19 protein-coding genes are annotated in these 24,576 nt (G+C 48.7%); 3 read left to right on the top strand and 16 right to left on the bottom strand.

The annotated features are described in order from the left end of the window. Window positions 1–230: 230 nt before the first annotated feature. Window positions 231–911 (bottom strand): hypothetical protein, encoded by a 681-nt coding sequence (locus HY774_24375; protein ID MBI4751630.1) that lies wholly within the window; start codon window positions 909–911, stop codon window positions 231–233. A 104-nt stretch (window positions 912–1,015) separates the two neighbouring features. On the opposite strand from HY774_24375, the gene waaF reads away from it, so the two are divergent. Next, on the top strand, window positions 1,016–2,065 hold the full coding sequence (waaF, locus tag HY774_24380; protein ID MBI4751631.1) for a lipopolysaccharide heptosyltransferase II: 1,050 nt from the start codon (window positions 1,016–1,018) through the stop codon (window positions 2,063–2,065). A 123-nt stretch (window positions 2,066–2,188) separates the two neighbouring features. Here waaF and HY774_24385 read toward each other — a convergent pair whose 3' ends face one another. The 13 genes from HY774_24385 to HY774_24445 form a co-directional block, all read right to left on the bottom strand. Beyond that, window positions 2,189–2,878 carry an NUDIX hydrolase gene (locus HY774_24385; GenBank protein ID MBI4751632.1) on the bottom strand — a complete coding sequence of 230 codons (690 nt, stop codon included), beginning with the start codon at window positions 2,876–2,878 and terminating at the stop codon, window positions 2,189–2,191. Between the two features lie 165 nt (window positions 2,879–3,043). After that, complete coding sequence (locus HY774_24390) at window positions 3,044–3,535, bottom strand: hypothetical protein (protein ID MBI4751633.1); 492 nt, start codon at window positions 3,533–3,535, stop codon at window positions 3,044–3,046. 256 nt (window positions 3,536–3,791) lie between these two features. Next, entirely contained in the window at window positions 3,792–4,733 is a 942-nt protein-coding gene (locus HY774_24395) for a sugar kinase (protein MBI4751634.1), read from the bottom strand. A gap of 195 nt (window positions 4,734–4,928) precedes the next feature. Continuing rightward, window positions 4,929–5,888: an SPFH domain-containing protein gene (locus HY774_24400; GenBank protein ID MBI4751635.1), complete on the bottom strand. Its 960-nt coding sequence runs from the start codon at window positions 5,886–5,888 to the stop codon at window positions 4,929–4,931. Between the two features lie 197 nt (window positions 5,889–6,085). Next, window positions 6,086–6,556: an NADAR family protein gene (locus HY774_24405; GenBank protein MBI4751636.1), complete on the bottom strand. Its 471-nt coding sequence runs from the start codon at window positions 6,554–6,556 to the stop codon at window positions 6,086–6,088. Between the two features lie 51 nt (window positions 6,557–6,607). After that, a complete protein-coding gene (locus tag HY774_24410; protein ID MBI4751637.1) occupies window positions 6,608–7,459 on the bottom strand; it encodes a hypothetical protein in 852 nt (283 codons plus the stop codon). Window positions 7,460–7,573: 114 nt separating this feature from the next. Next, window positions 7,574–8,638, bottom strand: a complete 1,065-nt coding sequence (locus HY774_24415) for a nicotinamidase (GenBank protein ID MBI4751638.1) — start codon at window positions 8,636–8,638, stop codon at window positions 7,574–7,576. A 136-nt stretch (window positions 8,639–8,774) separates the two neighbouring features. Then, window positions 8,775–10,658 carry a hypothetical protein gene (locus HY774_24420; protein MBI4751639.1) on the bottom strand — a complete coding sequence of 628 codons (1,884 nt, stop codon included), beginning with the start codon at window positions 10,656–10,658 and terminating at the stop codon, window positions 8,775–8,777. 93 nt (window positions 10,659–10,751) lie between these two features. Further along, window positions 10,752–11,612: a protein phosphatase 2C domain-containing protein gene (locus tag HY774_24425; GenBank protein MBI4751640.1), complete on the bottom strand. Its 861-nt coding sequence runs from the start codon at window positions 11,610–11,612 to the stop codon at window positions 10,752–10,754. Between the two features lie 187 nt (window positions 11,613–11,799). Further along, the gene (locus HY774_24430; GenBank protein ID MBI4751641.1) at window positions 11,800–13,767 is read right to left on the bottom strand and encodes a hypothetical protein; all 1,968 of its coding nucleotides are present in this window, start codon (window positions 13,765–13,767) and stop codon (window positions 11,800–11,802) included. A gap of 389 nt (window positions 13,768–14,156) precedes the next feature. Further along, a complete protein-coding gene (locus HY774_24435; GenBank protein MBI4751642.1) occupies window positions 14,157–14,666 on the bottom strand; it encodes a hypothetical protein in 510 nt (169 codons plus the stop codon). A gap of 122 nt (window positions 14,667–14,788) precedes the next feature. Continuing rightward, window positions 14,789–16,030, bottom strand: a complete 1,242-nt coding sequence (locus tag HY774_24440; GenBank protein MBI4751643.1) for a penicillin-insensitive murein endopeptidase — start codon at window positions 16,028–16,030, stop codon at window positions 14,789–14,791. 261 nt (window positions 16,031–16,291) lie between these two features. Next, window positions 16,292–17,587: a S8/S53 family peptidase gene (locus tag HY774_24445; GenBank protein MBI4751644.1), complete on the bottom strand. Its 1,296-nt coding sequence runs from the start codon at window positions 17,585–17,587 to the stop codon at window positions 16,292–16,294. Window positions 17,588–17,922: 335 nt separating this feature from the next. On the opposite strand from HY774_24445, the gene HY774_24450 reads away from it, so the two are divergent. Together HY774_24450 and HY774_24455 are read left to right on the top strand one after the other, a co-directional pair. Beyond that, window positions 17,923–18,492 carry a sigma-70 family RNA polymerase sigma factor gene (locus tag HY774_24450; protein ID MBI4751645.1) on the top strand — a complete coding sequence of 190 codons (570 nt, stop codon included), beginning with the start codon at window positions 17,923–17,925 and terminating at the stop codon, window positions 18,490–18,492. A 52-nt stretch (window positions 18,493–18,544) separates the two neighbouring features. Then, window positions 18,545–21,643 (top strand): protein kinase, encoded by a 3,099-nt coding sequence (locus HY774_24455; protein ID MBI4751646.1) that lies wholly within the window; start codon window positions 18,545–18,547, stop codon window positions 21,641–21,643. A gap of 490 nt (window positions 21,644–22,133) precedes the next feature. Here the strand turns inward: HY774_24455 and HY774_24460 are convergent, their stop codons facing one another. Both HY774_24460 and HY774_24465 read right to left on the bottom strand, forming a co-directional pair. Continuing rightward, window positions 22,134–23,045, bottom strand: a complete 912-nt coding sequence (locus HY774_24460) for a hypothetical protein (protein MBI4751647.1) — start codon at window positions 23,043–23,045, stop codon at window positions 22,134–22,136. A 206-nt stretch (window positions 23,046–23,251) separates the two neighbouring features. After that, entirely contained in the window at window positions 23,252–24,541 is a 1,290-nt protein-coding gene (locus tag HY774_24465; protein ID MBI4751648.1) for an amidohydrolase family protein, read from the bottom strand. Window positions 24,542–24,576: the final 35 nt, after the last annotated feature.

The raw sequence follows: 24,576 nt of genomic DNA on the forward strand, positions 1-24,576 counted from the left end.
CGGCTGAACACAAGCAGAGGCTACATCTTACAGCGATGCAGGCTGATTTTTTATACCTGGATAAATAAAGTTGTTAAGGAAATCAACTCAATTGAGCAATGATGAGAACTGTTAGCTGATCAACGAGCCAGCAGATAATAAAAAGGTTCACTGAATTTTGCAATTTTTAGCGAAGAGATCGAGGGTAAATTACCAGGATTCACATTTAAATTTATCAAAAGAAAATTGGGTCACCTTCCTTGAATCAGTTTTACCTGATTGGCCTCAAAAGCTTTTTGAAGGGCCATTCTGGTTGCGATCTTAAATGAAAAGGGATTGCTGTCTACTTCGTGATACCGGCCAAATATCACGGCAACATCAAACATCACGGATACTTTTTCAGTTTCTATGTACTTACGCTGATATGTTTCAATGGCTTCTTTGACGGCTGGTCGAAACTCAGGCGGGAGTTGATCCCCTGTAACATACCACCGTAACTGGCAGTTCTGACTATCTGAAGCCGGAAAAATTTCAAGCGAGACGATTGCGAATCGTGATGGACACGAACTTTGTTTCACGTATCGGGCAGCACCAGTCGTTTTCCAACGCACAGTTGCACCAGGGAACTCACCCGGCTTGAGAAAGTCCAGTGGTTGAATGGCTTCCGGCTGGTGCTCGGGAATGAACCCGGCTGAGATTGCCCACGCCCGAAGCTGATCAGCCAGGTACTCAGAAAAGTCATGGCACGTCGGGCGCGCGCTTTCAGCACGGCTCACCAATGCGACCACTTCAGCACCGGACACGTCATCTCGCTTGAGCAGTTCGAGCCAGTCGGTCACGATCTGATAGACCGCCTTTTCCCGCCCGCCCCGATCTTTGAGCGAAACATAATCGTGCGCCATCTTTTCAACCAGATTCAACCAGAACGCCATAATTCATGCTCCATCAGGGTTCGTGTGCTGAGTTTGATACTATGCAGGGCTCTGTTTTCCGATAGAATGCTCCAAATCTCAAATCCTAAATCCCAAACCCTACTATGTCTGAAAACATTTGCATTCGCGGCACCAACTGGGTGGGCGATAGCATCATCACCATTCCAGCCCTGCGCGAACTCCGCCGCATTTTTCCCGAGTCGCGCTTGACGTTGCTGGTTCGGCCCTGGGTGACTGGTATTTTTGAAGGTACGGGGCTGGTTGACGATCTTCTGACCTATGATAGTCAAAGCGAATCGTTTTGGACCTGTGTCCAAAAGATCAAAGCACGCAAGTTTGATCGGGCAATTTTATTTCAAAATGCTTTTGAAGCCGCCGCCTTGATGTTTTGCGCCCGGGTGCCGGTTCGGGTTGGATTTCCGACCGATGCCCGACGGCTGTTGTTAACCAGCGCGGTCCCACTCGAACCGGCAACTCTCAGAAAACACCAGATTTATTATTATCTGGACCTGGTCTCCCGATATGAAGAATATCTCACCGGCCAGACCCAGGTTAATTTTAATGCACCAGCCTATCAGCTCCGAATTCCAACAGAAAAACGTGAGGCGATTCGCTCAACTTTGATTGAAAGAGGACTGAATCCAGACCGACAATGGATTGCCATCAACCCAGGTGCCACCAATAGCGAAGCCAAACGGTGGCCAACCGACTATTTTGCATCCCTGGTTGACCAACTCATTGAGCGAGGTGACCTGGAAGTGTGTCTGATTGGTGCTGCGAATGAAACCGAGATTTCTCAGGCCGTGGTTGAGTATTCGCGGCACAAATCAGCGATTCGGGTTCTGACCGGTACCACCACCCTGGCCGAAAGCATTGCCTTTTTGACGTGGTGTTCGCTGGTGATTTCCAATGACACTGGTCCGGCCTATGTCACCGCCGCACTGGACCGCCCGCTCCTGACGATTTTTGGCCCAACAAACCCAAATATGATCAGTCCGTTTTCTCCGCATGCCCACCTGATTCGCAATCTGGTGCATTGTGCGCCATGTATGCTCAGAAAATGTCCGATTGATCACCGTTGTATGCAGAACATTACTCCCCAGGAAGTCTTTCGCCGGGCCATTCAGGTGCTTGAAGCCAGTCAATATATTTAGGGCTGAAGACTCGCAAGCTCGGGGCACAGAAAGGGATGAGGGATGAAGGATGAGGGATGAAATAAAACCAGCTCTTCAGCCCTGAGCCCGTTGTCTTCAGCCCAAAGTCTTCAGCCCTCATCCCTAAATTTCAAAATTGAATCCGTGTTCCTTCAATTGAAAATAGCGGGTTTCGTCAAAGGAATAGAGCCGGGCGGCGCGGTGGGCAACATCTTTTTGGGTTTCGTTGAGGTCAATCAGGAGTTCCATGCTGAGGATTTTTTTGCGGAAGTTGCGCTTATCCAGCTCCTGTTTAAGCACAATTTCATACAGTTTTTGAAGTTGGGACAGGGTGAATTTTTTGGGCAGGAGTTCAAATCCAATCGGCTGGTAACGAAGCTTTCCGCGCAATCGCTCCAGCGCCACTTTGAAGATTTTGTCGTGGTCAAATGCCAGTGGCGGAAGGTCATCCACTGAAAACCAGCGAGCATCGTGGGCATCAGTTGTGGCCTGGATAGTATGGTCCGACAAATTGACCAGAGCATAATAGGCAACGGTTACCGTCCAGCCACGTGGGTCCCGGTCTTTGTCGCCAAAGGTATAAAGCTGTTCCAGAAATGCCTGTTCGATCCCGGTTTCTTCCTGAAGTTCACGCATCGCGGCGGTTTCGAGGGGTTCTTCGGGTTTGACGAACCCGCCCGGTAATGCCCAATGTCCCTGAAACGGAGGGACGCCGCGTTCAATGAGCATCACTTTCAGATCGTTGGTATCCAACCCAAAGACAACACAATCAACCGCTAAACTTGGCCGCTCATATTCGTAGGCAAATGACATATGGTGAAATGACAAGGTGACAGGTGACAAGATGACAAAGTGACAGGGTGACAGGGTGACAGGGTGACAAGGTGACAAGATGACAAAATGACGGAACAAAGCACCAAAAAAATATCACAAACCTGGGATTTCATTCTTCATTCTTCATTCTCAATTCCCAATTCTTCATTCAAAGAGTTCTTTTACCACCTGACGGCAGGTTGCTTCCAGTGAGTCGAAAATTGTGATGGATGGACAATCCTGAGCGAATCGGCGGCGAATGTAGCGCGCATTGGTAAATCCATCTTCAATGCCAACCACAAGTTTGCAGGCTGTCTGTTCGTGGCGAACTTTCCACTCACCCAGTTCAAACCGGGTAGTTTGGGCAAACGCCCGGTCGCACTGATGGTGAACTTCTTTGGCAAGCCAAAACATGACAACCCCGTTTTGTGCGGCTCGCCTCAGAAAAGTAGTTTCCCAATCAACCTGAGCTTCATAGACAAATTCGCCATCAAAATAAGTCCGGCGCGGGCTGGCAATATGCAGGTCTGGGGCAATCCTGCTCAGGTACTCAATGGCAGTATCCTGCCAGTGGGCACCCTGAATCGGTCCGGCCAGAAAGACCAGTGGTCCATCAATTTGGAGATGTGTCGGAGGCAATATCACTTGTCCAGGCATAAGGCGGCTCCGTGTGAGAATAGTGTCTGTTCCCTGGTTTTTGGTCCCTGGAACTTCAGCCCTGAGCCCTAAGGGACTGTAAAAATACAACTTCCCGTTTTTATCGAAAGTCACCCGGAGAGATCCAATTTCAGAACAGGAAACCACGAAATACACGAAAAACACGAAAAAGAAATCCAAAGACTTCAATGGGGTCTGAGCTTTTGTCACGACCCAAATGAAAATCGGGAAGTTGTTTTTTAACGCTCCCTAAAGTTCACACAATCAAATGCCCTTTTTCCTCAGCCAGCGTGATGGTGGCCTGAGTTCCAGAATTGAATTCAAGGAAGTCACGTTCAATGCCATCGCTGAAGATCACACCGCTTTCGGACATTTGGGAAATCAGTTTGAGTGGGGTCGCTGGGGTAATGGCGCCAAAAACAAGGCTGGTCGAAGAAGTTTTGCTGGGGAATGGCTCGCGGACGGTGTAGTACAGCATGTCGGCATCCCAGCTTAGTTTCTGAAAGTATTGATGTGAAAGCGTTTGGCCTGAAATCCGAGACGCAACCTCCAGCGCACCACGCATCAGGCTGGTAAACCAACCCGTAGACCCAAGCCCGGTCGAAATGATGACGCCGCTTGATGATTGCTGTTCTTTTTGATTTCCGATTTGGAGCATGTATCGTGCCGAAGTGTGCGATTTCACTCCAACGAAAAAATCGTTGACGGCATAGAGCGCCTGGCCGTTGTTGAGCTGGGCTTTGGCCATCGAAACTTCCTGAAATTGGCGACGCTGGGTGAAAACTTCCGGCACAATTTTTGGTAGATCCTTGACGGTAAAGGGAAGCAACACGCCATCCCAGCGTTTCGGATCCGGATTGACACCGATGATCGGAAGTGCCGGCGCATATTTAACCGTGTTGGCCACGAGTCCATCCTGCCCCAGTACCACAATCGTGTCGTCCTTGCCGAAAATAAAATTGGGCAGAAAGGCACGATCCACCGTCTGAACCCGACCCAATTCACCCAACAGGTTTTCAGTTGTGCGAAGTGCTTCATTGTATTGATCGTGTTCGGCCTGATAGTCAGAAAAATCAGCGTTCTGGTGCTCGATGTAAAACCTGGCCTGGTTGACCGTGTTATAGCGCACAATCATCTCATCGAGGCGTGTCCGCCGCTTGATCAGGATGAGTTTGTTTTCGGTAAGACGCTGTTTCATATGAGGTTCAGGGTTCAGGGTTCAGAAAAAAACAAAAGGGACGAAAGGGACGGAAAGGACGGAAAGGACATAAATTCGAAGACCCGGAACCCTGACAAGGTGACAAGGTGACAAAGTGACAAGGTGACAAGGTGATTTTTTTCATCCCTCATCCTTCATCCCTCATCCCTTAAAGAACCCGGAACCCTCATCCCGTCACCGTTTATCCATCAATTCACGCAGCAAATCGGGGCTCACGTTGAGCTGGCCAATTTTGTCGGCTTTGTCGGCTAATCCCTGGAAGGCAAGCGCCATCAATTGATTCGGTTTCATTCCAACGCTGGCCAGTGCCTGGACAACCTTTGGATCCGCACCTGAAATGGCATTCATCATGGTTGAAATCGCGTAGGCTTGCGCATCCGATTGATTCTTCTGGTTTTCAACTGAGAGCGAAACAAGCTCTTTATTTTGGACTTCGAGGGCGATCTTGGAGGCCATTTTGGCTTCACCCAGTTGACGTTGTTTTTCCTGGATCGCCAATTCGGTGTTTAATTCATTTTCACGAATGCGGCGTTCCTGTTCGACGGCAGCGTTCCGGCGCGAATAAATGGCGTCATCGGCTTCCATCAGGAGTTTTTCGCGAGTCTCGGCCTCAAGCGCCCGAGCGGTGTCTGGCGTCGGTTTAATCGCCAGAATGGACAATCCCAAAATTTCCAACCCAAGCGAAGCAATTTCAGTTGATTTTGGCAAACCCGCCTGCACCTGTTGAACAATCTGGTCAGATGAACGCAACGCCTCGCGAAGTGATAGACTCCGCAATTCTTTGCGGGTCAATACTTTGACTACGTTGATCACCCGTTGCGAAAGTTTTTCCGGATCGTCGGAGACATACTGTTGGTGGGCCGGATCAATCGTGAAATTCAGGAGTTGTGATGTTTTGAGTGGATCAGAAATGCGGTACGTCACCTGACCCTGGATGCTGATTTCCTGAAAGTCGCCGGAGGCTTCTTCAAAAATGAACGGCACATCGGTACTCGCCAGCGGCACCGCGACCAGCGTCGTGGTCGGCGCATAGCAGAAAAACGACAACCCGCCGCCCTGGCGCACAATTTTGCCGTTTCGATATTGGAATATATAAGTCGTTGGCTGCGCTTTGATGTATCGAATGCCAAACATAACCGCTCCTTTTTAAAGGCAGAATGAAGAAAGTGGTTAGTGGTTAGTGATTAGTGGTTAGTGATTAGTGGTTAGTGGTTAGTTCTTGGTTCCTGATTCTTCTTCGAAAGTATTGATTTCTAACCACTAACCACTAACCACTAATCACTGGATTGTTTCTTCATATTGATTTCTAACCGCTAACCACTAACCACTAATCACTGGATTGTTTCTTCATTCCTTCTGATTTCTTCCCGGATGCTCATCAAAATCTGACCAAGCATATTGAGACCGTTTCCAGATTTTCCACAACCCCAGTAGGAATCTCGCGGGGAGTCTTCAATCAATTTCGCGTCGCCTGTGTTCAGTAAAATCTGTTTCAGGTCTTCGTGTTGCGTGAACTTGGCAAACACTGCTTCACGCATGATCGAGGTTTTAACCGATTCCCAATCCTTGCGAAGCGGTTTCTTGCGATCCCGACCTTGCCTCGCGGCAATCATCGGCGACGCAATCAATCGAATGGTTTTCTCATGCTCGGTTCCAGCAAACTTCTGGGCTTGAAAGTAGTGCTCAACCGTGGGCCAGACTTTGTCTTTTAATTTGAACGAGTGCGCTGAAAAATTTGAAAAGCACCCAAATTCATCATTGACTCGATAAAATCGAATTTCCTGAACTTCAATCTGATTCATATTCATCCTCTGTTTTGAAGGCCCCCGGACTTGACCAAGCCCCAAGCCCTGTTACGGTACACAGAAAAAACCACCCGCGGCTGTCTTGCTAAAGCTGGCCGCACCTTGACTGGCCCGGACGGCTGATTGTGAAAAGACCTGGAATGCCTGCCGGATTTCCTGGGCGCTGTTGCCCGGCGTCAAAATCCATTCATCCCGGATCCCCATTTCCTTAAAGACTTTGCGAAAATCAGTGTAGCCATCTGAAATGCCCATGGCCGCCACAATGTGTTTTTCACCAAGGAGGTCATCCACCAGTGATTTTACATTTTTGGCCTTGGCCTTGGTTGAATGTTCGTCAGCGCCATCGGTGATAATGAGCGTCACCGTGCGGCAACTCACACCACCATCGGCAAATTCCTGGTATTTGGCCAGAACCCGCCCAAGCAGCACCACCGATTGATCATAGAGCGGTGTTCCGAGGTTTGGGTTATAGTTTTTTGGCGTCAGATCTTGAACTTCTTTGTTCCGAACGTAGACAATTTTACCGCTGCGGTTCTTTTCAGCTTCGTCCACGGTTGCCAGTGGCAGGTACGGGAAGAGCACATAGCCATTCAAATACCCGGTATGCGCCAAAATGTTGTTGTTTTGCTTTGACGCCATCAGTGCCTGCAACACGGCGTTGTGACCATCACGAACGTGCTGGGTGTTTTTCCCAAATCGGATTGATCCGGAATCGTCCACCATCATCGTTACCAGCACGACTTCGCTGGCATTGATATTATTGACCGAGATACCGAGTCCGGCCTGGATTTGGGCACCGATATCAACCAGATTCAACGCCTGAAACGATTGAGGAGAAAGCACGCCGTCATCAAGTGCATTTTGAAAAAGATTGCTCAAATTTGGTATTCCGTTTGACATAAAAGTAGGTCCTTTCTGAAAAAACTGTTCTTGGTGACTGGTATTTAGTACTTCGAAAGTAGCAGTTCCTAAACACCAGGCACTAAACCCTGAACCCCGAACCCTGAACCCTGATTAGCACAATCCCGTGGCCTGGATTTCCGGCCAGCTTTCAATCGGGTCAGTTGAATTGACGATGTGCATTCCGGCATCCTTGAAGTTTTGGAAGGCCCGTTCGGCTTCGTCGGTAAAATCGGGCCCACCTGGGACCACCACCGCCGCCGTGCAGTCACGCAAAATGTAAACTTTCTTCGCCAGCTTTGGATCCTGGCGCTGAATTTCACCCAGGAAATCCGCGATGCTGCCGCGTACACAGTGGCTCGAAGCCAAACCAGCCATCAGCACGACATCGGCTTCCATCAGGGTTTTGACCAGGTGGGTGTTCTTTTGGGCACCGGGAATTGGGCGACTATCCCAACAGGTTGTCACTTCCGGAGCAAAAATCGAATAGTGCTCCGTCAGCGGATTGCCGCCTTTAATTTCGGGGCGATTTTCCGCACCTCGCGCAAAGCTATGAAACAACCGGGCTTCCTCGACCACCCCTGCCAGCCGGTGTCCGTTTGATCCAAGCAGACAGTGATACGGCCACAAATAAAGCTGGTACTTGCCGCTGGCTTCGAGCTGTTCGCAGTAGTGAATAAACTGCCGCCGGAGCCACATCACATCCGCTCCGAGTTGTTTGGCCATAGCTGGATTTGGCTGGAACTTGCCGCGCCGGTATTCATCGGCTGAAACGATGGTGTGGGCATCCGGATGGCTCCCGTCGTCACGCAGGTGAGCACTGGTGAAAAACACCTGATAGGGCAGGTGGGTGTCCATCGTACACGTAATCTGCGACAACACATGAATATAGCGATAAATGAACTGCACCAGGTTGTTTTGGGCATCCATCGCGCCCGTTCCTGAGCGACCAGCCACAAAAAGCGACCCTGACGGGAAGGTAAAGTCCACCTGATCGTCAATGACCAGCATATGAACTTTGGTTTTATCGCTTCCAACCGGTTTCAATCCGTGTTTTTGCTTCCAGATTTCGGCTTTGCGAATCAGGGTATTGGCGTCATTGACGTTGAATTCAGGCCGTTGGGCGTGCTTGAAGTCATAGTGGTCCGGAACCGGTAACATCTGGATTTGGGGTTTCATTTGAGTATTCATCATAAAAGGGCTCCTTAAATTGAGGGCTGAAGGCTTGGGGCTGAGGGCTTGGGGCTGAGGGCTTGGGGCTGAAAACATCGGGCTGAAGAATTTCATTCCTCATCCCTTTGGTCGCCTCAAGCCCTTAGCCTCCAGCCTTCAATTCCAACAATCGAATTTCCTGTGATGTCACCACATACAGACCCTGGCGACCAGCAATCAGTTGACATCCGGCATCCACAAAACTTTCGGTATCAGGAAATTCACGGGTTTTGAGTATCTGGTTAAACTTTGGCTCCATTCGAATAATGCCATCATCGGTGGCAACGAGCAGAAAATTTCCAACCGCGCATTTTCCGCGAAGCGTTGAAAGCCAGCTTCCATCACCGGCTTCGGCTTCCGCCGTGGCTTCAATTGTTCCGTTGGGCCGGATCACCGTGCAGCGGTTGACGGTTCGGCCCTGAATGTTTTCTGAAGTGAAAAACCACGCCCGGTCATCCGTGAACAGACAGTTGGCTTCCAGCAGTTGCCCACGAAATTTCGGCAGGCTGATATTGTCGTTGAGTCCAGGCTGGGTGGTGTGAAAAGTGAACGCAACACTCAGTTCACCAGCTCGATACAATCCAAACCCGAATTTTGAACCAACCCAAAATTGAGTTTGACCGGTGAGGACTTCGCCGACTAGCTCTGGCCCATAGTTGCCATCCCGCATTAACTGCCCGCTGGTAATCCAGTACCGGGCACTTTCGGTCGCCGCCACTGCTGGCTGGTTATGGAACATATCCACACTGAGCCGATCAATGTGCGGATTATCCGGGGTGAGTGTCAGCAGCAAGCCATCCCGAGCCAGCAATGTTCGGTTTCCACAGAGCGCAAAGCCCATTTTGGGATCGAGTCCACCGTGCAGCACCGTGCCGCCATCTTCCCGGCGATAGGTGCCATTTTCGTGAACCAGCCAGCGCAGGTCACCATTCTGGTATTCAACCGCTAAAATCCGGCCACGCGTTGTAAACAATTGAGTGGCAGTGACCGTCCCACGAATGACCGTGACTGATTTCACGGCTGCCGGCGCGGCCTGAGCACAGTTTGGACAGACCATCCGGGCGTGTTCGGTATTGCAAGCTGTGCAGGTTGTCCAGCGTAACGTATCAAGCAGATCAACCGGGAACTGGCCGCGTGAATCTTTTTCAAAGACCAGATGAAAGTACTGTAACAGCTCATCCGGCAATACTTTGTAGGGGGTCGCGGGTTTCGGATACCGGACCGCCGGGTGAAACACTGTGATCCGGTGCAATGGTCGCAAATCGTGTGGAACGGCTGGTTTGCTTCCGCCCTTGGGTTTGTAGATGCCTCCGTACGGGTCAACAAACAGCAAACACTGCATCAGCATGACCGCGAAGGCATACCAGTCGGAATCAGCCGTGTGCGGACGAAATAACATCAGGCTTTGTGCCTGTGGGTCACAGAGCAACGGGTCTACGAACCGTTGGGTGAACACCTGACAGAAAAATTTGCCGAACTGAAAGCTGTCGGCGTCAATCAAATTGGCTTCTGTCCCAAGCACCATCACATTCAGGTCATTAAAGTCGCCAATCACAACGCCTGAGCGATGCAAATCGCCCACTGTGGTGTGTAAGTCTTTGAAAATACTGATCACTGATTCATTCGTGATCCCAGCCTGACGGAAGTTGCGGTCACTGTAGCGCAGCAACAATTCGCCTCCGGCCAGAAATTTCATCGAATACCCGACAATTTGTTTTCCAGTCAGGTCAGTGGCCAGGTCTTCAGGTTTGACAATCCGGGCTGGTAACGAACACGGAAAGGCTTTGAGCTTTTCCTGATGAACCGCCAGCCGTTCCTGGGCGGCCTGTTGTTCGTGAGGGAGCCCGTGGTAGTCAGGATGTGACGCGTTTTTAAAAATCTTGAGCGCTCGATTTTGCCCAATATTGAACACATCAGCTTCGCCACCTTTGCCAATTGACTGGGCCGGATTCAATTTGGTTCGTTTTCCATTTAAAAGGACTTCCATAACACCCACCTCGAAAGGTTGGAGGACAAAACACTGGACAATTTTTGAGAGGCAAAGCACCTGCCTGGTTGACTACTCGCTACGCGCTACTCACTACTCACTCTTTTTCCGAATCACCACCAGCGTTGTGTCATCTGAAAGCAAACCGGGTTCTTTGAGCATGCGCCGGTTTTCCCAATCTGGACGGCGGCTCTCAACATTCATCAGCGAAAGTTTGCGGCGGATGGCATCCGGGTTTGAAAAGTAGTGGTCGGCTTCCCAAAACTGACTCAGTGAACCAACGACATCACTTTTTCCCGGCAATTTGCAGGTGGTGGAACGAAGCACCTCTTCGAGGCCATCGGTTGCGATCAACACTGATTGAACTTCAGCGGTTGGTCTGACGGCTTCAATGGAGAAGTGCAGCCGATCCGGGTTTGACGTTGCCAGCGACGAATTGACCAGCCCATAGGCCAGGTACGGAGGCATATTGTCAGGAAACGGGCCGATGGTCTTCACATCGCCATTGATGGTATACACTCCGTCTCCAAGGGAAAAAACCACGGTTTTGAGCGGAGTCACCACGACTCCGACCACGGTAAACAACAAGTAATCGCTCACAACTTGAGCCAGTGAACCGCCCAGGGCCGATGCCACGGCTTGAAGCTGCTTTAAGGTTGCTTCCCGAACGGTGTGCCAAAATTCGGTTGAAACAATCAAGGTGCTCAAGATTTCCGCATCCTGAGCGGTGCTTTGGTTCAGAATTTCCTGAGTCAGGAAACGCGCCCCGAGTTTGGCCCCGACTTCGCTGTGTTTCCCACTGCCGCAGCCATCACAGACCACGGCGACGAGAACTGTTTCGTTGCCGGCACAGTGCCAGGCATCCTGGCAATTTTTACTGACGGCGGTGTGGTCCCGGCCAATCACTGAACCGTATCCAATTTCAAATGAAGCCGTTCCAATCTGGGTTTGCATATGTCACCACCTTAGTGTTTTATTGACACGAAGAGAATAGTGTTGTTTTTACACTATGTCAAGAAAAAAGTTCATCTTCAAAGTAGAAAATAAAAAATGCGTGTCAGAACAGCTTTTTATGGCCGTTCTGACACGCAATGGATTTCAGTGAGTGGGTTTGAATTTACTGAAAGGTACCCTTTGGATCTTATTGAGAATCTCCTCCCGCATTTAGAAAACTAAAAGCCCCTCCCAATCGGGCAAAATCAATTCTTGTGAAGACCCCAAAGCGAATCTCATCACGGCCAGGGCCGATATTGGCGTTGAATCGTAGCCCAATCGGCGTTCTCGGGATATTGAGGAATCCTTCCAGCATCATTCGTCCGCTAAATGATCCCCGTGAGAACAACGCATTCTGATTACTGTCAAACAAAATATTACCCTGGTTATCCCTGACAAAAGTCCGCTTCTCATTGATTAAGTGATTGCTCCCACCCCACATAATATTGAGGTAAGCCAGCGGAAGAGGATTTCTTTCAGTAAGGATAAATTGGTCACTAAAGCTCGGAGACTTATCCTTACCCTTTTGGTTTTGATCTTCCTTATTCACAGAATTGTCTTGATTGAACGGGCAATCACCATTCTGGAACCCCTCACACCGATCAATGTATCTCTTGGGATAAGCTGCCAGCCTGACACCGACAAATGCTTCGCTAATCAATGATTTAGGTAATGGTTCCGTGGTTGGATTCATCAAATCACCTATAAACGGGCGATTGTCACGACTGGTTGGTGTTCGAAACTGGAATTTAAGAATCGGCCCAAACGTAATCCGATCTGGTGCGTCTTTCGAACCCTCAACCCCAGCTATCCGACTCCGCTTTTGTGGTATAAAGCTGTCTCCAAAGACGCTTAGTCCAACCTCCAGTGCTGTTTTGGAAGTGAACAAGCCTGGTAATTCATCCCCTCCTGCCTGGCGTCGGATCAGCCCAAAGCGTGAAGCGCCATCTTCCATCATTGGATTCTCTCGTTGGGAGATACTTGAAACTCGGGCGTCGAGCTGGCCATGAAACCCACGCCCAAGGTAACTGTTAGTGGTCAGCCCAGCATACAGGAATGGATTCCCAAACTCATTTTTTTCATCGCGATTAAATTCTGTTCCAAATTCCATTGTATATCGGAAGAAGGATCGGTCACAGGCCACAATGTATAAGGTATCGGAATAAATTGTGTCCGTTTCGGCTTCGTCTGTTTCAACTACGTCAGCCCGAATAACCACTATCCCAGGATGGTCACCCAATTTAACGTCCGCAAGTGCAATGCCTTCCGTGTTGGTCATGACATCAGAGGTGCCTTCATACGCATCAGATGACGTTCTGAATTTGGCATCGCCTTCAAGAATGCGAAACTTCACCAGTTTTTTGGGAAGAGGCGCCCCGGTTGTGGTATCCGATGAAGTATCAGCTTTTTCTTGTACTTTAACCGAGAATGTTTGGAGCGTGTTGGTGTAATAGGGGAAGGGGGATTGCCGAGTTATCCCATCAAAAATGGAAGCTACTGGACTGGTTGGAGATTGGTTCTGTGTCAATTGTTGACCTGATGTTCTTTGCCGAAAGAACGAAATCTGGAGCTTTCGAACTGTTTTTTGCTCCTCGGTTTCGGGTGTCGGTGATTCCAGAGAGTTGCTTCGGCGGGGAACTGGTGTGGTCAAGACGGCTGGTGCTGGTTGATTTATTCTCACTGGTACAATTGGTTCAGGCGGAATTGGCACCAACCGGGGAGCCGTCGAGGAAACCAATCGTATCTTCGGCGATTGAACAGCAATCGAGATTTCAATTTCGAGTGGTTCCGCATCACGAAGTGCCAGGTCAGTTACTCTGACGCGTAATGGAAATGGAGTGTTACGAAACTCCCGAGGGACGCCGGCGATTGTTCCATCAGGAGTCAATTCCAGGCCCGTGGGGAGTTGCCCTGTTACAATGCTCCATTGAAAGTCAGGTGTGATGGTTCCGCTTTCCAGTCGGAGTTTGTAGGCTTCACGGAGCGTTTGATAAATGTTTTGCTGGTAACTTTCTCCAGCACGCCCTGGCTGTAATGTAAATGGTTCCTGGGCTTGAGCGATTGTGCCAGTAACAAATAAAAACACCATCAGGCCGAAAAGACTGAACGTTTTCATACAAGTTTCCTCAACTTTTAAAGGTATTTACCGAATGGCGCACCACGACAAGGTTGACCAGATGAAACAAGTCTGACTGAGTGCGAACTGGACACTATTTGTCATGGGGTGAACACAGGGCGAAACTCACCGCACCACAGCTACAATGTCCACTCCGTCAATGCCCACCAGCGCAAAATCTTGTGCAGTTCGTCGTTGAACCAGTAATTCCCGGTCAGGCACTTAACTGGTTTAGATACAATGCTTTAACTTTTCTCGTTTCCGCGCTTGGAAGACATTGATCCATATAGAGTTAGAGCTTTTTTATCGATATATGCCATGGCAACTAATGACAAAAATCTCATAACTTCTTTATCTGCAGCATCTTCCAAGCGCGGAAATAAAATTTATTATCCTATTCCTTTTAAAGGATTTAAGTGCCTGACCGGGAATTGCCGTCGTTGAACTGAAATCATCAATGATGCTTCGTAGGGTGGTGGTACCTCCAGGCCCATCCCATCCTGAGTGGCCAAATCCAGTCCCTGAACACTAAAAAATCGGCGGAAAAGGAGCGGTGTCAGTGGCTCATCTGGGTTTCGTCCATAAGGAAATTCAAGCACATTGGTTGTTCCAGCCAGATCAGCCACAATAACAACTCGTGCTCCAGTACTCTGTTGAACCCCGAATCCAAGGGTTTGCATATAGCCAATAACACTTTTCTCTTCAGGTATTTGAATGGGAATTCGAAACGAATACAGCTTTGATTCACTCAAACAATCTTGCCCAGGCTGCAAATCAATTTTGAAACTGTCAAAAAGAACAGCACTCACATTTGCAACCGCATTGGAACGGACTAAATCGGCGTCCTCTTTGGGCGTAATGAGTTCAACCGTACCAAAAACGTTTGTTTGATCCAACATCGCACACCTCCTCTATTTGAAAACAAGGCTCTGCCATGCAGCCTGATTCCGGTTGTCCCGAAGTGCGAGTTCACAAGCTTTTGCTTCGGGCGTATCCTGATTTATTGACTTGGAGAAATCCGTTACTCGGGAAACCGCAGGTGCAGATGGTTGTCGTGACCATCTACAAACCTGGTTTCTTTATTGACCAGCTTCGGGTCATTAAAAAAGATAACAATGTTTGGATGCCGGGTTCTGACCAGTTGGACAAAGGCTTTGGTCAGTGCGTGGTCATATTGGGCATCGTGGATGGTTACAGCCACCAAGTTATGGTCTTTGCGAAACGGACGAATATCCACATCCACCCCTTTGCGGTGTGATCCGTGCGGTGGAAAATGGCCGCCGCCTTTCAAACTGATATGGCCAACCTGAAATGGAACCTCCGGGTGGACGGCTGCCCATGCGATCCCCAGTTGCTGGATTGCCTGAATCGTCGTCGCTCGGCCATATTGATTTCTTCCATTGGTCCCGCGCAGGTAATGTGTATAGCCGGTTCCCGAAGCCGGCAACAATGTATCAACCGCAGTTGATACGACGGTAACATTCGTGGATGCAACCGTTGCCAGTGCGGATTCAAGCGACGTCGCAGTTTCAGAAGTCAGCGCTCCACTGGGTTCAAGACCATGGTCTTGTTGGAACTCCATCACGGCGCGTTCGGTTTTTGGACCGAACTTTCCATCGCTTCCAGCTTTTTTCTCTAACAGCCCCAGTCGGACCAGTTTCGCCTGGAGTTCGGCAACCGCAGGTCCCGAGTCGCCTCGGGTGAGCAACGCTTCTTTATCGTGGAGCGGGCTGGTAATTCCTTCCAGTGGCGCCGCCGGCACAAACTCGGGTGTGTTCTTGAGCAATTTTGCAACTTTGGAAGCCGCTTCCGCTTTGGTGATCTTACCGTCACCATCCAGGTCCAGCCCTTTATTCATTCGGTAGCTGAGTCTGTTTCGAATAAACAGCACAAAAGAGTTTGGTTTACCCACCGCTTTTGGAAACAGCACCGCCATGTAGGCATCCTCAACTGTCACCATTCGGCCTTTGAACGGAGCAAAATATTTCGCGACAAAGTCAAGCTGGGCTTCGGCGGTCATTTTGGCCAGGGCTTCAGTCGAGGTACCCAACCGCTGTGCTGTCTTTGGCATAAACTGAATGAGCCCTGTGGCTCCGCTTCCAGCCTGATTTTTTTGGTCTGGCCGAAATGATCCGCCGGTTTCAAAGCTCATGATGGCCATGAGAAAATTTGGATCAGTCTGAAGTTGAGCGGCAATTTGAATGACTTTCTTTTTAAACGCTTCACTGACCTTTTCACTCCCAGGAACATTGACTAAAGACATGGGGATACTCCTTGTGAATTGTGAATTGGTTTCACTGTTCAGGCTTGATAGGTTTTTTGGGCTTCACAACAAATGAAGGTGTTGGAAAAAAATAACCTCTATGGAGGAAAGCGGAAATCAAGGGCAAAAAGGTCAATGATAGTACATTTTTTTCAAGAAAAGATTTTTCAGCCATCTGAAGTCTTAAAGCGAGGGTCTTCCATCTTTTCAAAGGCGGAAGACTCTCACCCTTTCCCAAACAGACCCCCAAAGCGCACGTTGTCAGATATTGGATAAATCCAACATTCCTCTTCCGCCCCGTTTCACACTATCCGGGTCAGAAAATGGGCTGGTCAGCGCTAGGAGTTTTGCCTGCAACCTCGTGGCGTCATATGTCAAGGTTGGTTCCTGCTCTAACAAAAGCGCTGCTGTCCCACAGACAATTGGGCTGGCCATGGAAGTTCCTGACATAAGTTGATAACGATTTCCTGGAATACTGGAAATAAGGCCAGCACCTGGTGCACACAAATCTGGCTTTTGTAGTTCATCATTTCCCGTTGCTTTTCCCCAGTCGCTACGAGCCATGACATTTTGATTCTTTTTCATTCCACCAACTCCCATTACCAGATCATAGCTTCCTGGCACATCACACAGGTTGCGACCAAATCGCCCAGTATTCCCAATCGCCGCTATGGTCAATGTACCAGTGATTGCACGGCAGCTGGCTATTGCCTGATAAAAATAGAGCGTTTGACGTTCCATTCCAAACGAAATATTGATCACGTCAACGCCCGGAGTTTCTGGAAAAGCTGGATCAAATAGTTCTGTGGTTAACCAGCTCAATCCACTCAAGATCTGAACGAGTGAGCCAGAATACCTCCTGCTGGAGGTTGGTTCGGTGAGAACTGCCGCTACCGCCAGTTCAGCATCTGGAGCAACCCCAACTGTTTTGCCAGCAATTAATCCCGCAACGTGGGTTCCATGATTGCTCGCATCGTGTGGGTTTGTGATCACTTTTTCACCATTGAGATTAAACCTCTGAAAATAAATCTTTTTGTCTTGAAATTCAGTGTGACCCACATCAATTCCTGTGTCGAGCATCCCAACCAGTACATTCCGGCCTCGCAGGTTTTTTTGCCGGGCAGCGGAGATATTGATTTGGTCGAGATGCCAGCCCTGGTTTTCGACAAGATCATCAGGGTCAACTTCACCTCGTTCAATCGGTGAAATTAATGGAACCAGAATATTATCGAAAATCGAAGCCCTTAAAATTCGATCAAGCAAAAATCGATCTACCACCGAATCATCAAAAACGATAGCCCCAATCCCTTCAAGCACCCTGTAGTACTTTGAAAGCGGTGTGTCTCTGGCAATGGTGTTGAACCGAAATAAACTTAAGGCCGACTGGCGAAGCACCATTTCAGCAAATTGCTCAAGGACTTGTTTGATAAGCTCATACAATCTCTTTAAGGGAATTGAACTGCTTCCTATAAACAAGTTGGGGGGGAGAGCATTGATTGTGGTTGTATAGAAATTCGTCCAAAACGATTGGTGTGGGAAAACAACGATCTGATTCATGCTGCGGCTCCTTTGGGGAAATGACGGGGCATACCAAACCTGTCAGAGGGTAAACGAGCTAAATGAAAACTATCCTGTCAGGGTGATTGGAAAAAGAGTAACTCTTTTCAATGAAATCAAGTCTTCACTTGGTAAAGCGAAAAACTCTGATCAAATCAGTTCAAAAAAGTCTTCTTTTTTTCAGCTCTTCAATTAATATCCAGACTCAGGCTCGAATGAAAGTCATTCCAAAATTTCATTCTCAACTCAAGTTTTCAACCACCAGGCCAGCTCTATTCAGGCTTTTCACCCCACACTTTGTCTTACCTTTTCTGATGCCGTAGAGGTAGATTCGTATGGCCCCACAATTTCCGACCGACTTAACCCAGCTTTTGATTGATTGGAGCAATGGGAGTGAAGAGGCCAAACAAAAACTCATTCCTATCGTGTATGATGAACTGCGCGGCCTGGCCAGTCATTACATGCAAAAAAACCGCCGAGGGAATACGCTCCAAACCACAGCCCTGGTGCATGAAGCCTATCTGAAACTCATTGACTATCAGCAAGTTCAGTGGCAAAACCGAACTCATTTTTTTGCGCTGGCATCTCGCATCATGCGCCATATCCTGGTGGATCATTTCCGCGCCAGTGATGCCGCCAAACGTGGGGGCAAGGATATGAAAGTTTCGCTTGACGAGGCACTGATGGTCTCAGCCGAATCTGGGGCTGAGATTCTGGCCTTGCACGGGGCCCTTGAACGGCTGGAAATACTGTCACCACAACAAAGCCAGATTGTCGAGTTCCGCTTCTTTGGTGGGTTGACGATTGAGGAAACCGCCGAAATGATGGGCCTTTCACCGAGCACCATCAAACGGGAATGGAGCATGGCACGTGCCTGGTTGCTGAGGGAATTATCACGGAGTTGATCGGGGTACGGCGCCCGGTAATAAAAGAATTTGTTTCCGGTACAGGATATATATGAATCGTGAGCATTACCAAAAACTGAACCAGATCTTTCAAGCTGCCCTTGAGTATCCCCCGAATCAGCGTGCCGTCTATGTGAATGAAACGTGTTGTGATAGTTCGCTTCGGGTTGAAGTCGAAGAACTGCTGGCCATGCACGAGCAGGCGGATGCGTTTATTGATAAACCAGTTTTTGAAGCTGGGCTCAAAGTCGTTGCCGATGAAACCGCCGCTACTCAACCTGCTGAGCAACTGGTGGGAAAGCAGTTTGGCGCCTACCGTCTGGTTCGTGAAATCGGCGAGGGGGGGATGGGCTCGGTGTATAAAGCTGTCCGGGCTGACGACCAATTTCGCAAAGAGGTTGCCCTCAAAATTTTAAAGCGGGGGATTGATACAAGCACGGTTATTCAACGATTTCGTAATGAACGGCAAATATTGGCCAGCTTGCAACACCCCAATATTGCCCAACTCCTTGACGGCGGCATGTCAGATGATGGGCGACCCTATTTTGTACTGGAATATGTTGAAGGAAAACCAATTGATATTTATTGCGATGACCACAAACTTTCTATCTCGGAACGACTGAAGTTGTTCTGTAAAGTCATGTCAGCCGTTCAATTTGCCCATCAAAACCTGGTCGTCCACCGTGACCTCAAGCCGGGAAATATCCTGATAACGGATGATGGTGAGCCTAAACTGGTGGATTTCGGCATCGCCAAAGTTGTCAAAGCCGATGTGCCAGCCGGGAGAGTTCATCTCACCGAAGCCGATCTTACCCGAACTGGATTCACCCCGATGACGCCGACTTGTGCGAGCCCAGAACAGGTCAAGGGTGAAGCTATCACCACCGCCACCGATGTCTATTTACTTGGAGTTGTTTTGTATGAATTACTGACTGGCCACCGCCCTCTTTATTTCAAATCTGGTCGTCTGGATGAAGTGGTTCAGGTTATTTGTCATCAAGAGCCTGTTCGACCAAGTCTGGTAGCGATACAATCTGGTAATGAATCCGCTCACAAGGCGGACTCTCTGCCTGGTCAGACTCCTGAAGCGGTCAGCGCGACCCGTGAAAGTTCACCTGAAAAACTTCGGCGGCGACTGACAGGTGATCTTGACACGATTGTTTTGAAGGCGCTACGCAAGGAAGCACACCGCCGATACAACTCAGTCGAGCAATTTGCGGAAGATATTCACCGCCATTTGAATGGGCTTCCGGTCAGTGCCCGCAATGATACCCTGGGGTATCGGGCCGAAAAATTCGTCCGCCGCAATCGCCTTGGCGTGGCCGCTGCGATACTGATCACCCTATCTCTGATTGGAGGCATGCTCACTACAACCTGGCAGGCCAGGGTTGCTCGGTTGGAACGCCTGCGTGCCGAAGTTGCCCAGGCCAAAGCCGAACGTCGCGAACGGGAAGTCCGAAAACTGGCCAACTCCGCTTTGTTTGATCTCCACGACAAGATCGAAACCTTACCCGGCTCGACACCTGTCCGCGAGTATCTGGTCAAACAAGGACTTGAATACCTGGATGTGCTTGAACAAGAAGGGACAACTGATCCCACCCGGCTCCGTGAATTAGCTCTTGGGTATCAGAAATTAGGCGATGTGCAAGGCCGACCGGACGGAGCCAATCTAGGCAACACACCCGGTGCCCTTGAAAGCTATCGTAAGTCAGTGGCGATGTTTGAAAAAGTAGCCTCAACAAATCCAGAGAACCCCATAGCTCAGGTTGAGTTGAGTATGGGGTATGAGCGCCTTGGATCAATTCTCCGGCGGAGCGGCAAGCTTGATGAAGCCCTTGATCAGTACTCTAAAACCCAGGCCATCAGAAATACCTTGGGAACAAAATATCCAGCCAACCTTGAGTATAAAAAACTTCTGGGCGATGGGTATAGCCGAATTGCTGATCTTCTCATCCAGGAAATGGGTGATTACCAGGGGGCGTTGGAAGCATTCCAAAAAATGTTGCCCTTGCGTGAAGCCGTTATCCAGGCGACTCCAAATGATGGAGCCGCTCACCGAAGTCTCGCGGCCAGTTATCAAAGATATGGGACCGCCCTATGGTATTTTGGTGATTTTTTACAAGAACAAGCTGAAGATACCCAAACCGCCCAAAAAATATTTCAGAAAGCACGTGATGCACAACTCAAGGCTTTATCAATTATTGAATTTGCTCAACCCATGCTCCCTCCCCACACCATTCGTGTCACGCTGATGAGTTTTTATTGCACGGCTGGGATTGCTTTGATGAAAGTTGCTGATGACTCGACCGCGTTACTGTATTTCACTAAGGCATTAACGATCTGCCAGGAGGTTTCTCCAATTGATCCACAAAATGCTGAAGGAAAGTTCCAACTCGCCTATATTTACTTTCTTCTTTGTGAAGCATTACATCATAAAAACGAGCTTGATTCAGCGTTCAAGTATGCCTCTCGGGCCCAATCACTTTTTGAATTTCTGCAACACCAGGATCCTGCAAATATGGTTGTTGGAAAGGAATTAGGACGGGTCTATATCTATCTTGGAAAACACCTGGCTCAACTTGGTCAGGTTCGACAATCTATTGAATACTATCAAAAAGCAAGTAGCCTCCTCAAACAGATTAATCGTACAAATCCTTCAAATCAGGCAAGTCAGATTCAATTTGTAACAGCATTGAACCATTTGACAAACATATTAGAAACAAGCGGGCAGGCGGAAAAAGCGTACCAGGAGACAGCCAAAATCATCACGAATAACCAGGAACGACTTGAACAAAATACCTCTTCTGCGGCTGAATTGAACGCCCTAAGTTTGATTCTGGTCACTTGTACTCCCGCTTCTATTCGTAGACCCACGCAAGCTCTTTCTCTGGCGAAACAGGCAGTTGAAAAAACCCGAGAACGCAATATCACCAATCTTCACACCCTGGCCCTGGTTTATTATTTACAAGGTGAACGGGAACGAAGTCAGTACTACCTGGATAAAATTCTTTCCTTCTTGCCACTCTCAGAGAGCGACAAAAAAACTTCAAAACTTATGAATGCCACTGCCTGTTTTGCTCATTTTCAGGATGGATCCTTCAATTCTTTGGTTGGCAAAAAACAAAAAGTTCATCAGCCTGAAAAACCGTAACCTATTGTAATATCATTTTGGAATGGTCCTATCGTACAGCAATTCTTTGTTTGGAAATGAAGAGAGTGTCAAGAGTCCCGCCTTTAGGCGGCACCGTGTCCTTTGAGATCAAATTTGGGATACAAAACCCGCCTAAAGGCGGAACTCTTGACTTTCCTGCTTATTTGAAGTTGTTACGTATTCCAAATCGCCATCTTTGCAGGCTTGAAATCGAGAAACACTTCAAACAAAGAATTGCTATAGCCTTTCAGAAAAAGATTCTCCCCTGGGAGCGCCGGCATCTTGCCGGCATCTGATTGAAAATCAACCGCTTTGTGCCGGCAGGATGCCGGCGCTCCCAGGAAATATTTATCTGAAAAACTATACCTATTGTATTAGCAAAAGGCTAAGATGTTGATAAACCTGTATTTCCCTCAGCCCTTAGCCCGATACCCTCAGCCCAAAATGGTATAACTGACCCAACCAAAGAATTGCTAAACCCTTGATAGTTTTATTTGGGTCTGGGGAACTTTTTAACCCCTCCAAATCTCTTTGGGATACACAGCATTGGAAAGCTCACTCCACCACCACCATCATCAATAAGCTCATCTTCAGGTGTGGAATCGTCATCAGAATCAGGAAGTGCCACATCGCCCACAACCGTTTCGTCCTCTGTATCAAGGCAAATCAACTTGGAATAAGACTCAGTATCATTTGGCGGTTCCTTTCCTTCATTCGTGATACTTACATTTTCAGGGCAAGAATTATCAATTGTAATATCGTAATTCCTCTCGGCTGAAAAAATCATAGCTTCCCCTGAACCAAACCTCAGAACCGCATGATCGTGTTCGTCGAGCTGGATGGTGACTTTGATATGCTCTGCCGCAGCTCCTTTGCGAACAGTCGTGTCTCCTTTACGGAACTCCAATTTGGTCTTCTTTGCCCGGTTGCTAAACAGTTTTCCGGTCGAAAACTCTCCATCGTTCAGATAAAATTTAGTTTTCAACAGCGAATAATCTATCTTGATCGTGTCCGGGTCCTTTTGGAGTAGTTCCACAAAATCAACCACCCAGGTAAAATCATCCTGGTTCGTCTCATCAGGATCAGGCAGGGCATTATTATCACCAGGTCTAAGGTGTTCTCCAGTGGTTTTGATATGTCGTTTCGCACTGGTATGGTACGCATAAAGGGCAACCGTTTCACCCACCATTCGGCTGCAATCCAAACCGTTGACAATGAATTTGGTATGATGACAGGGTTCGTCAAGGACTCCAAACATGGCAATTTTGTCATCTGGATCTAAAAAAAGAGCACAGAGTCCTGAAACTGTAAGTGTAATTGTGCCGGTTGACAGATGAGTTGCTGGCATAGCTAGGGATCTCCTTGTTGTGAAATGTAAGAGGGTGGAGAGGGTCTGCGGCATCAAAGCAGACTCTAGATGAGAAGCTGAAGACAAAGGGTCCAGTCTCTAAAATCAAACTGTTGACCAACGACAGGCTGTTACTACTGAAATCGGATTTGTGAGATAAATCAGGTCACAAATGGTGATGAAATCTCGAAAAAAATTACAGGAAGCTAGAAAAAATAGCAGGCTACAAGCAAGTTAATGATTCTCACCTGTGGAATGTACTATTTCTGATCTTGCGATTGAAACACGATTTTCCCATTCCTCAGCGTGTACTTGACCTGTGAAAGGGCAGTAACGTTGGTGGCTGGATCCGCTTTGAGGACCACCAGATCAGCCAGCGTTCCAACGGAAATTTTCCCGGTTTGATTGGGCTTTCCAAACCGTCCAGCCGGTGCCGTGGTTAACGCAGCCAGAATATCTGGGAAGCGCATCCCGGCACGCTCCATTTGCTCGAATTCTTCAGTTGTGTCATAGACCGGGATATATCCAACGTCAGTCCCGAACAGAATTTGACCGCCAGCCTGGAAATAGGCTCGAAGCTGATTGACGCCTTTGGTTTGAAATCCTTTTTGGTCTTCCGGCGGCGCGCCTTCGCGTTCAAGTTCAACATGCCAGAGCGTCAGGGTCGGAACCAATGCCATTTTCGCCTGTTTCATTCTGGCAACGATGCCAGCATCCCACGGGCTGGTTTGCGGCGTGGTGTGGACCAGGACATCCACTCCACTTTCAATCGCGGCTTCGAGTCCATACTGGTTTGACGGATGGACAAACACTGGCTTTTGCTGACGATGGGCTTCGGCGGTGACGGCTTTGATGATGTCAACCGGGATCTTTAAATTTGGATTCCAGAAGGTTTGGGCATACAGCTTGATCCCATCCGTTCCAGCCTTGAGTTTCTGTTTGGCCAGTTGGACGGCTTGCTCTGTGGTTTCGGCTGCTGGCATTGGTCGCGCAATTCCGCCTGATGCTTTGACGGCTTCAACCGGAGGCACTCCGTTTTTGGGGAAAATAATTTCTCCGGTGGTGAAAATCCGTGGGCCGTCAACTTCGCCAGATTCAATCCGGTGTCGAAGTGCACTCGTGATTTCCCAATAGGAACCGGTGTCAAAAACACTGGTAAACCCATATCTGGTCAGCATTTCCTGAAGCTGCGCCGTGAGTTGGGGTGCTGGCAGCGTCTGAGACTCTTCCCATTTCAGTTCGGTGAAATGGACATGGCAATTCCAGAATCCAGCCGTAATTGTCATCCCGGTGCAATCCAGCCGGTTGATTTTGGGTGGGAGCTTCACTTTGCCGAGTTCGCCGACCGCACTGATTTTGCCGTTCTGGATGACAATCACGCCTTTTTCAATCGGTTTTTCAGCCGGTGAAGGATAAATTTTCGCGCCGACCAGCGCCAGGTCAGATGATTTCGACTTGACTGGCTTTTGGCTGGCAAAGATTTGAGTAGATTGGAGATATCCATTACTGAACAAAAGAAACAGAATGCACAATACGCCTGGAATTTTCATAGAGGGCACCTTTATCTGATTTGGATTGGATTATG

Source organism: Acidobacteriota bacterium (genome assembly GCA_016208495.1).
In the GTDB taxonomy this organism is placed as follows: Bacteria; Acidobacteriota; Blastocatellia; order Chloracidobacteriales; family Chloracidobacteriaceae; genus JACQXX01.

Excerpts from the sequence above, each read along its gene's own strand:
- HY774_24420 (MBI4751639.1), bottom strand. The coding sequence starts at position 10,658 with ATGGAAGTCCTTTTAAATGGAAAACGAACCAAATTGAATCCGGCCCAG.
- HY774_24415 (MBI4751638.1), bottom strand. The coding sequence starts at position 8,638 with ATGAAACCCCAAATCCAGATGTTACCGGTTCCGGACCACTATGACTTC.
- HY774_24455 (MBI4751646.1), top strand. The coding sequence starts at position 18,545 with ATGAATCGTGAGCATTACCAAAAACTGAACCAGATCTTTCAAGCTGCC.
- HY774_24400 (MBI4751635.1), bottom strand. The coding sequence starts at position 5,888 with ATGTTTGGCATTCGATACATCAAAGCGCAGCCAACGACTTATATATTC.
- HY774_24445 (MBI4751644.1), bottom strand. The coding sequence starts at position 17,587 with ATGAATCAGATCGTTGTTTTCCCACACCAATCGTTTTGGACGAATTTC.
- waaF (MBI4751631.1), top strand. The coding sequence starts at position 1,016 with ATGTCTGAAAACATTTGCATTCGCGGCACCAACTGGGTGGGCGATAGC.
- HY774_24410 (MBI4751637.1), bottom strand. The coding sequence starts at position 7,459 with ATGTCAAACGGAATACCAAATTTGAGCAATCTTTTTCAAAATGCACTT.
- HY774_24460 (MBI4751647.1), bottom strand. The coding sequence starts at position 23,045 with ATGCCGCAGACCCTCTCCACCCTCTTACATTTCACAACAAGGAGATCC.
- HY774_24425 (MBI4751640.1), bottom strand. The coding sequence starts at position 11,612 with ATGCAAACCCAGATTGGAACGGCTTCATTTGAAATTGGATACGGTTCA.
- HY774_24375 (MBI4751630.1), bottom strand. The coding sequence starts at position 911 with ATGGCGTTCTGGTTGAATCTGGTTGAAAAGATGGCGCACGATTATGTT.
- HY774_24395 (MBI4751634.1), bottom strand. The coding sequence starts at position 4,733 with ATGAAACAGCGTCTTACCGAAAACAAACTCATCCTGATCAAGCGGCGG.
- HY774_24430 (MBI4751641.1), bottom strand. The coding sequence starts at position 13,767 with ATGAAAACGTTCAGTCTTTTCGGCCTGATGGTGTTTTTATTTGTTACT.
- HY774_24390 (MBI4751633.1), bottom strand. The coding sequence starts at position 3,535 with ATGCCTGGACAAGTGATATTGCCTCCGACACATCTCCAAATTGATGGA.
- HY774_24465 (MBI4751648.1), bottom strand. The coding sequence starts at position 24,541 with ATGAAAATTCCAGGCGTATTGTGCATTCTGTTTCTTTTGTTCAGTAAT.
- HY774_24385 (MBI4751632.1), bottom strand. The coding sequence starts at position 2,878 with ATGTCATTTGCCTACGAATATGAGCGGCCAAGTTTAGCGGTTGATTGT.
- HY774_24450 (MBI4751645.1), top strand. The coding sequence starts at position 17,923 with ATGGCCCCACAATTTCCGACCGACTTAACCCAGCTTTTGATTGATTGG.
- HY774_24405 (MBI4751636.1), bottom strand. The coding sequence starts at position 6,556 with ATGAATCAGATTGAAGTTCAGGAAATTCGATTTTATCGAGTCAATGAT.
- HY774_24440 (MBI4751643.1), bottom strand. The coding sequence starts at position 16,030 with ATGTCTTTAGTCAATGTTCCTGGGAGTGAAAAGGTCAGTGAAGCGTTT.
- HY774_24435 (MBI4751642.1), bottom strand. The coding sequence starts at position 14,666 with ATGTTGGATCAAACAAACGTTTTTGGTACGGTTGAACTCATTACGCCC.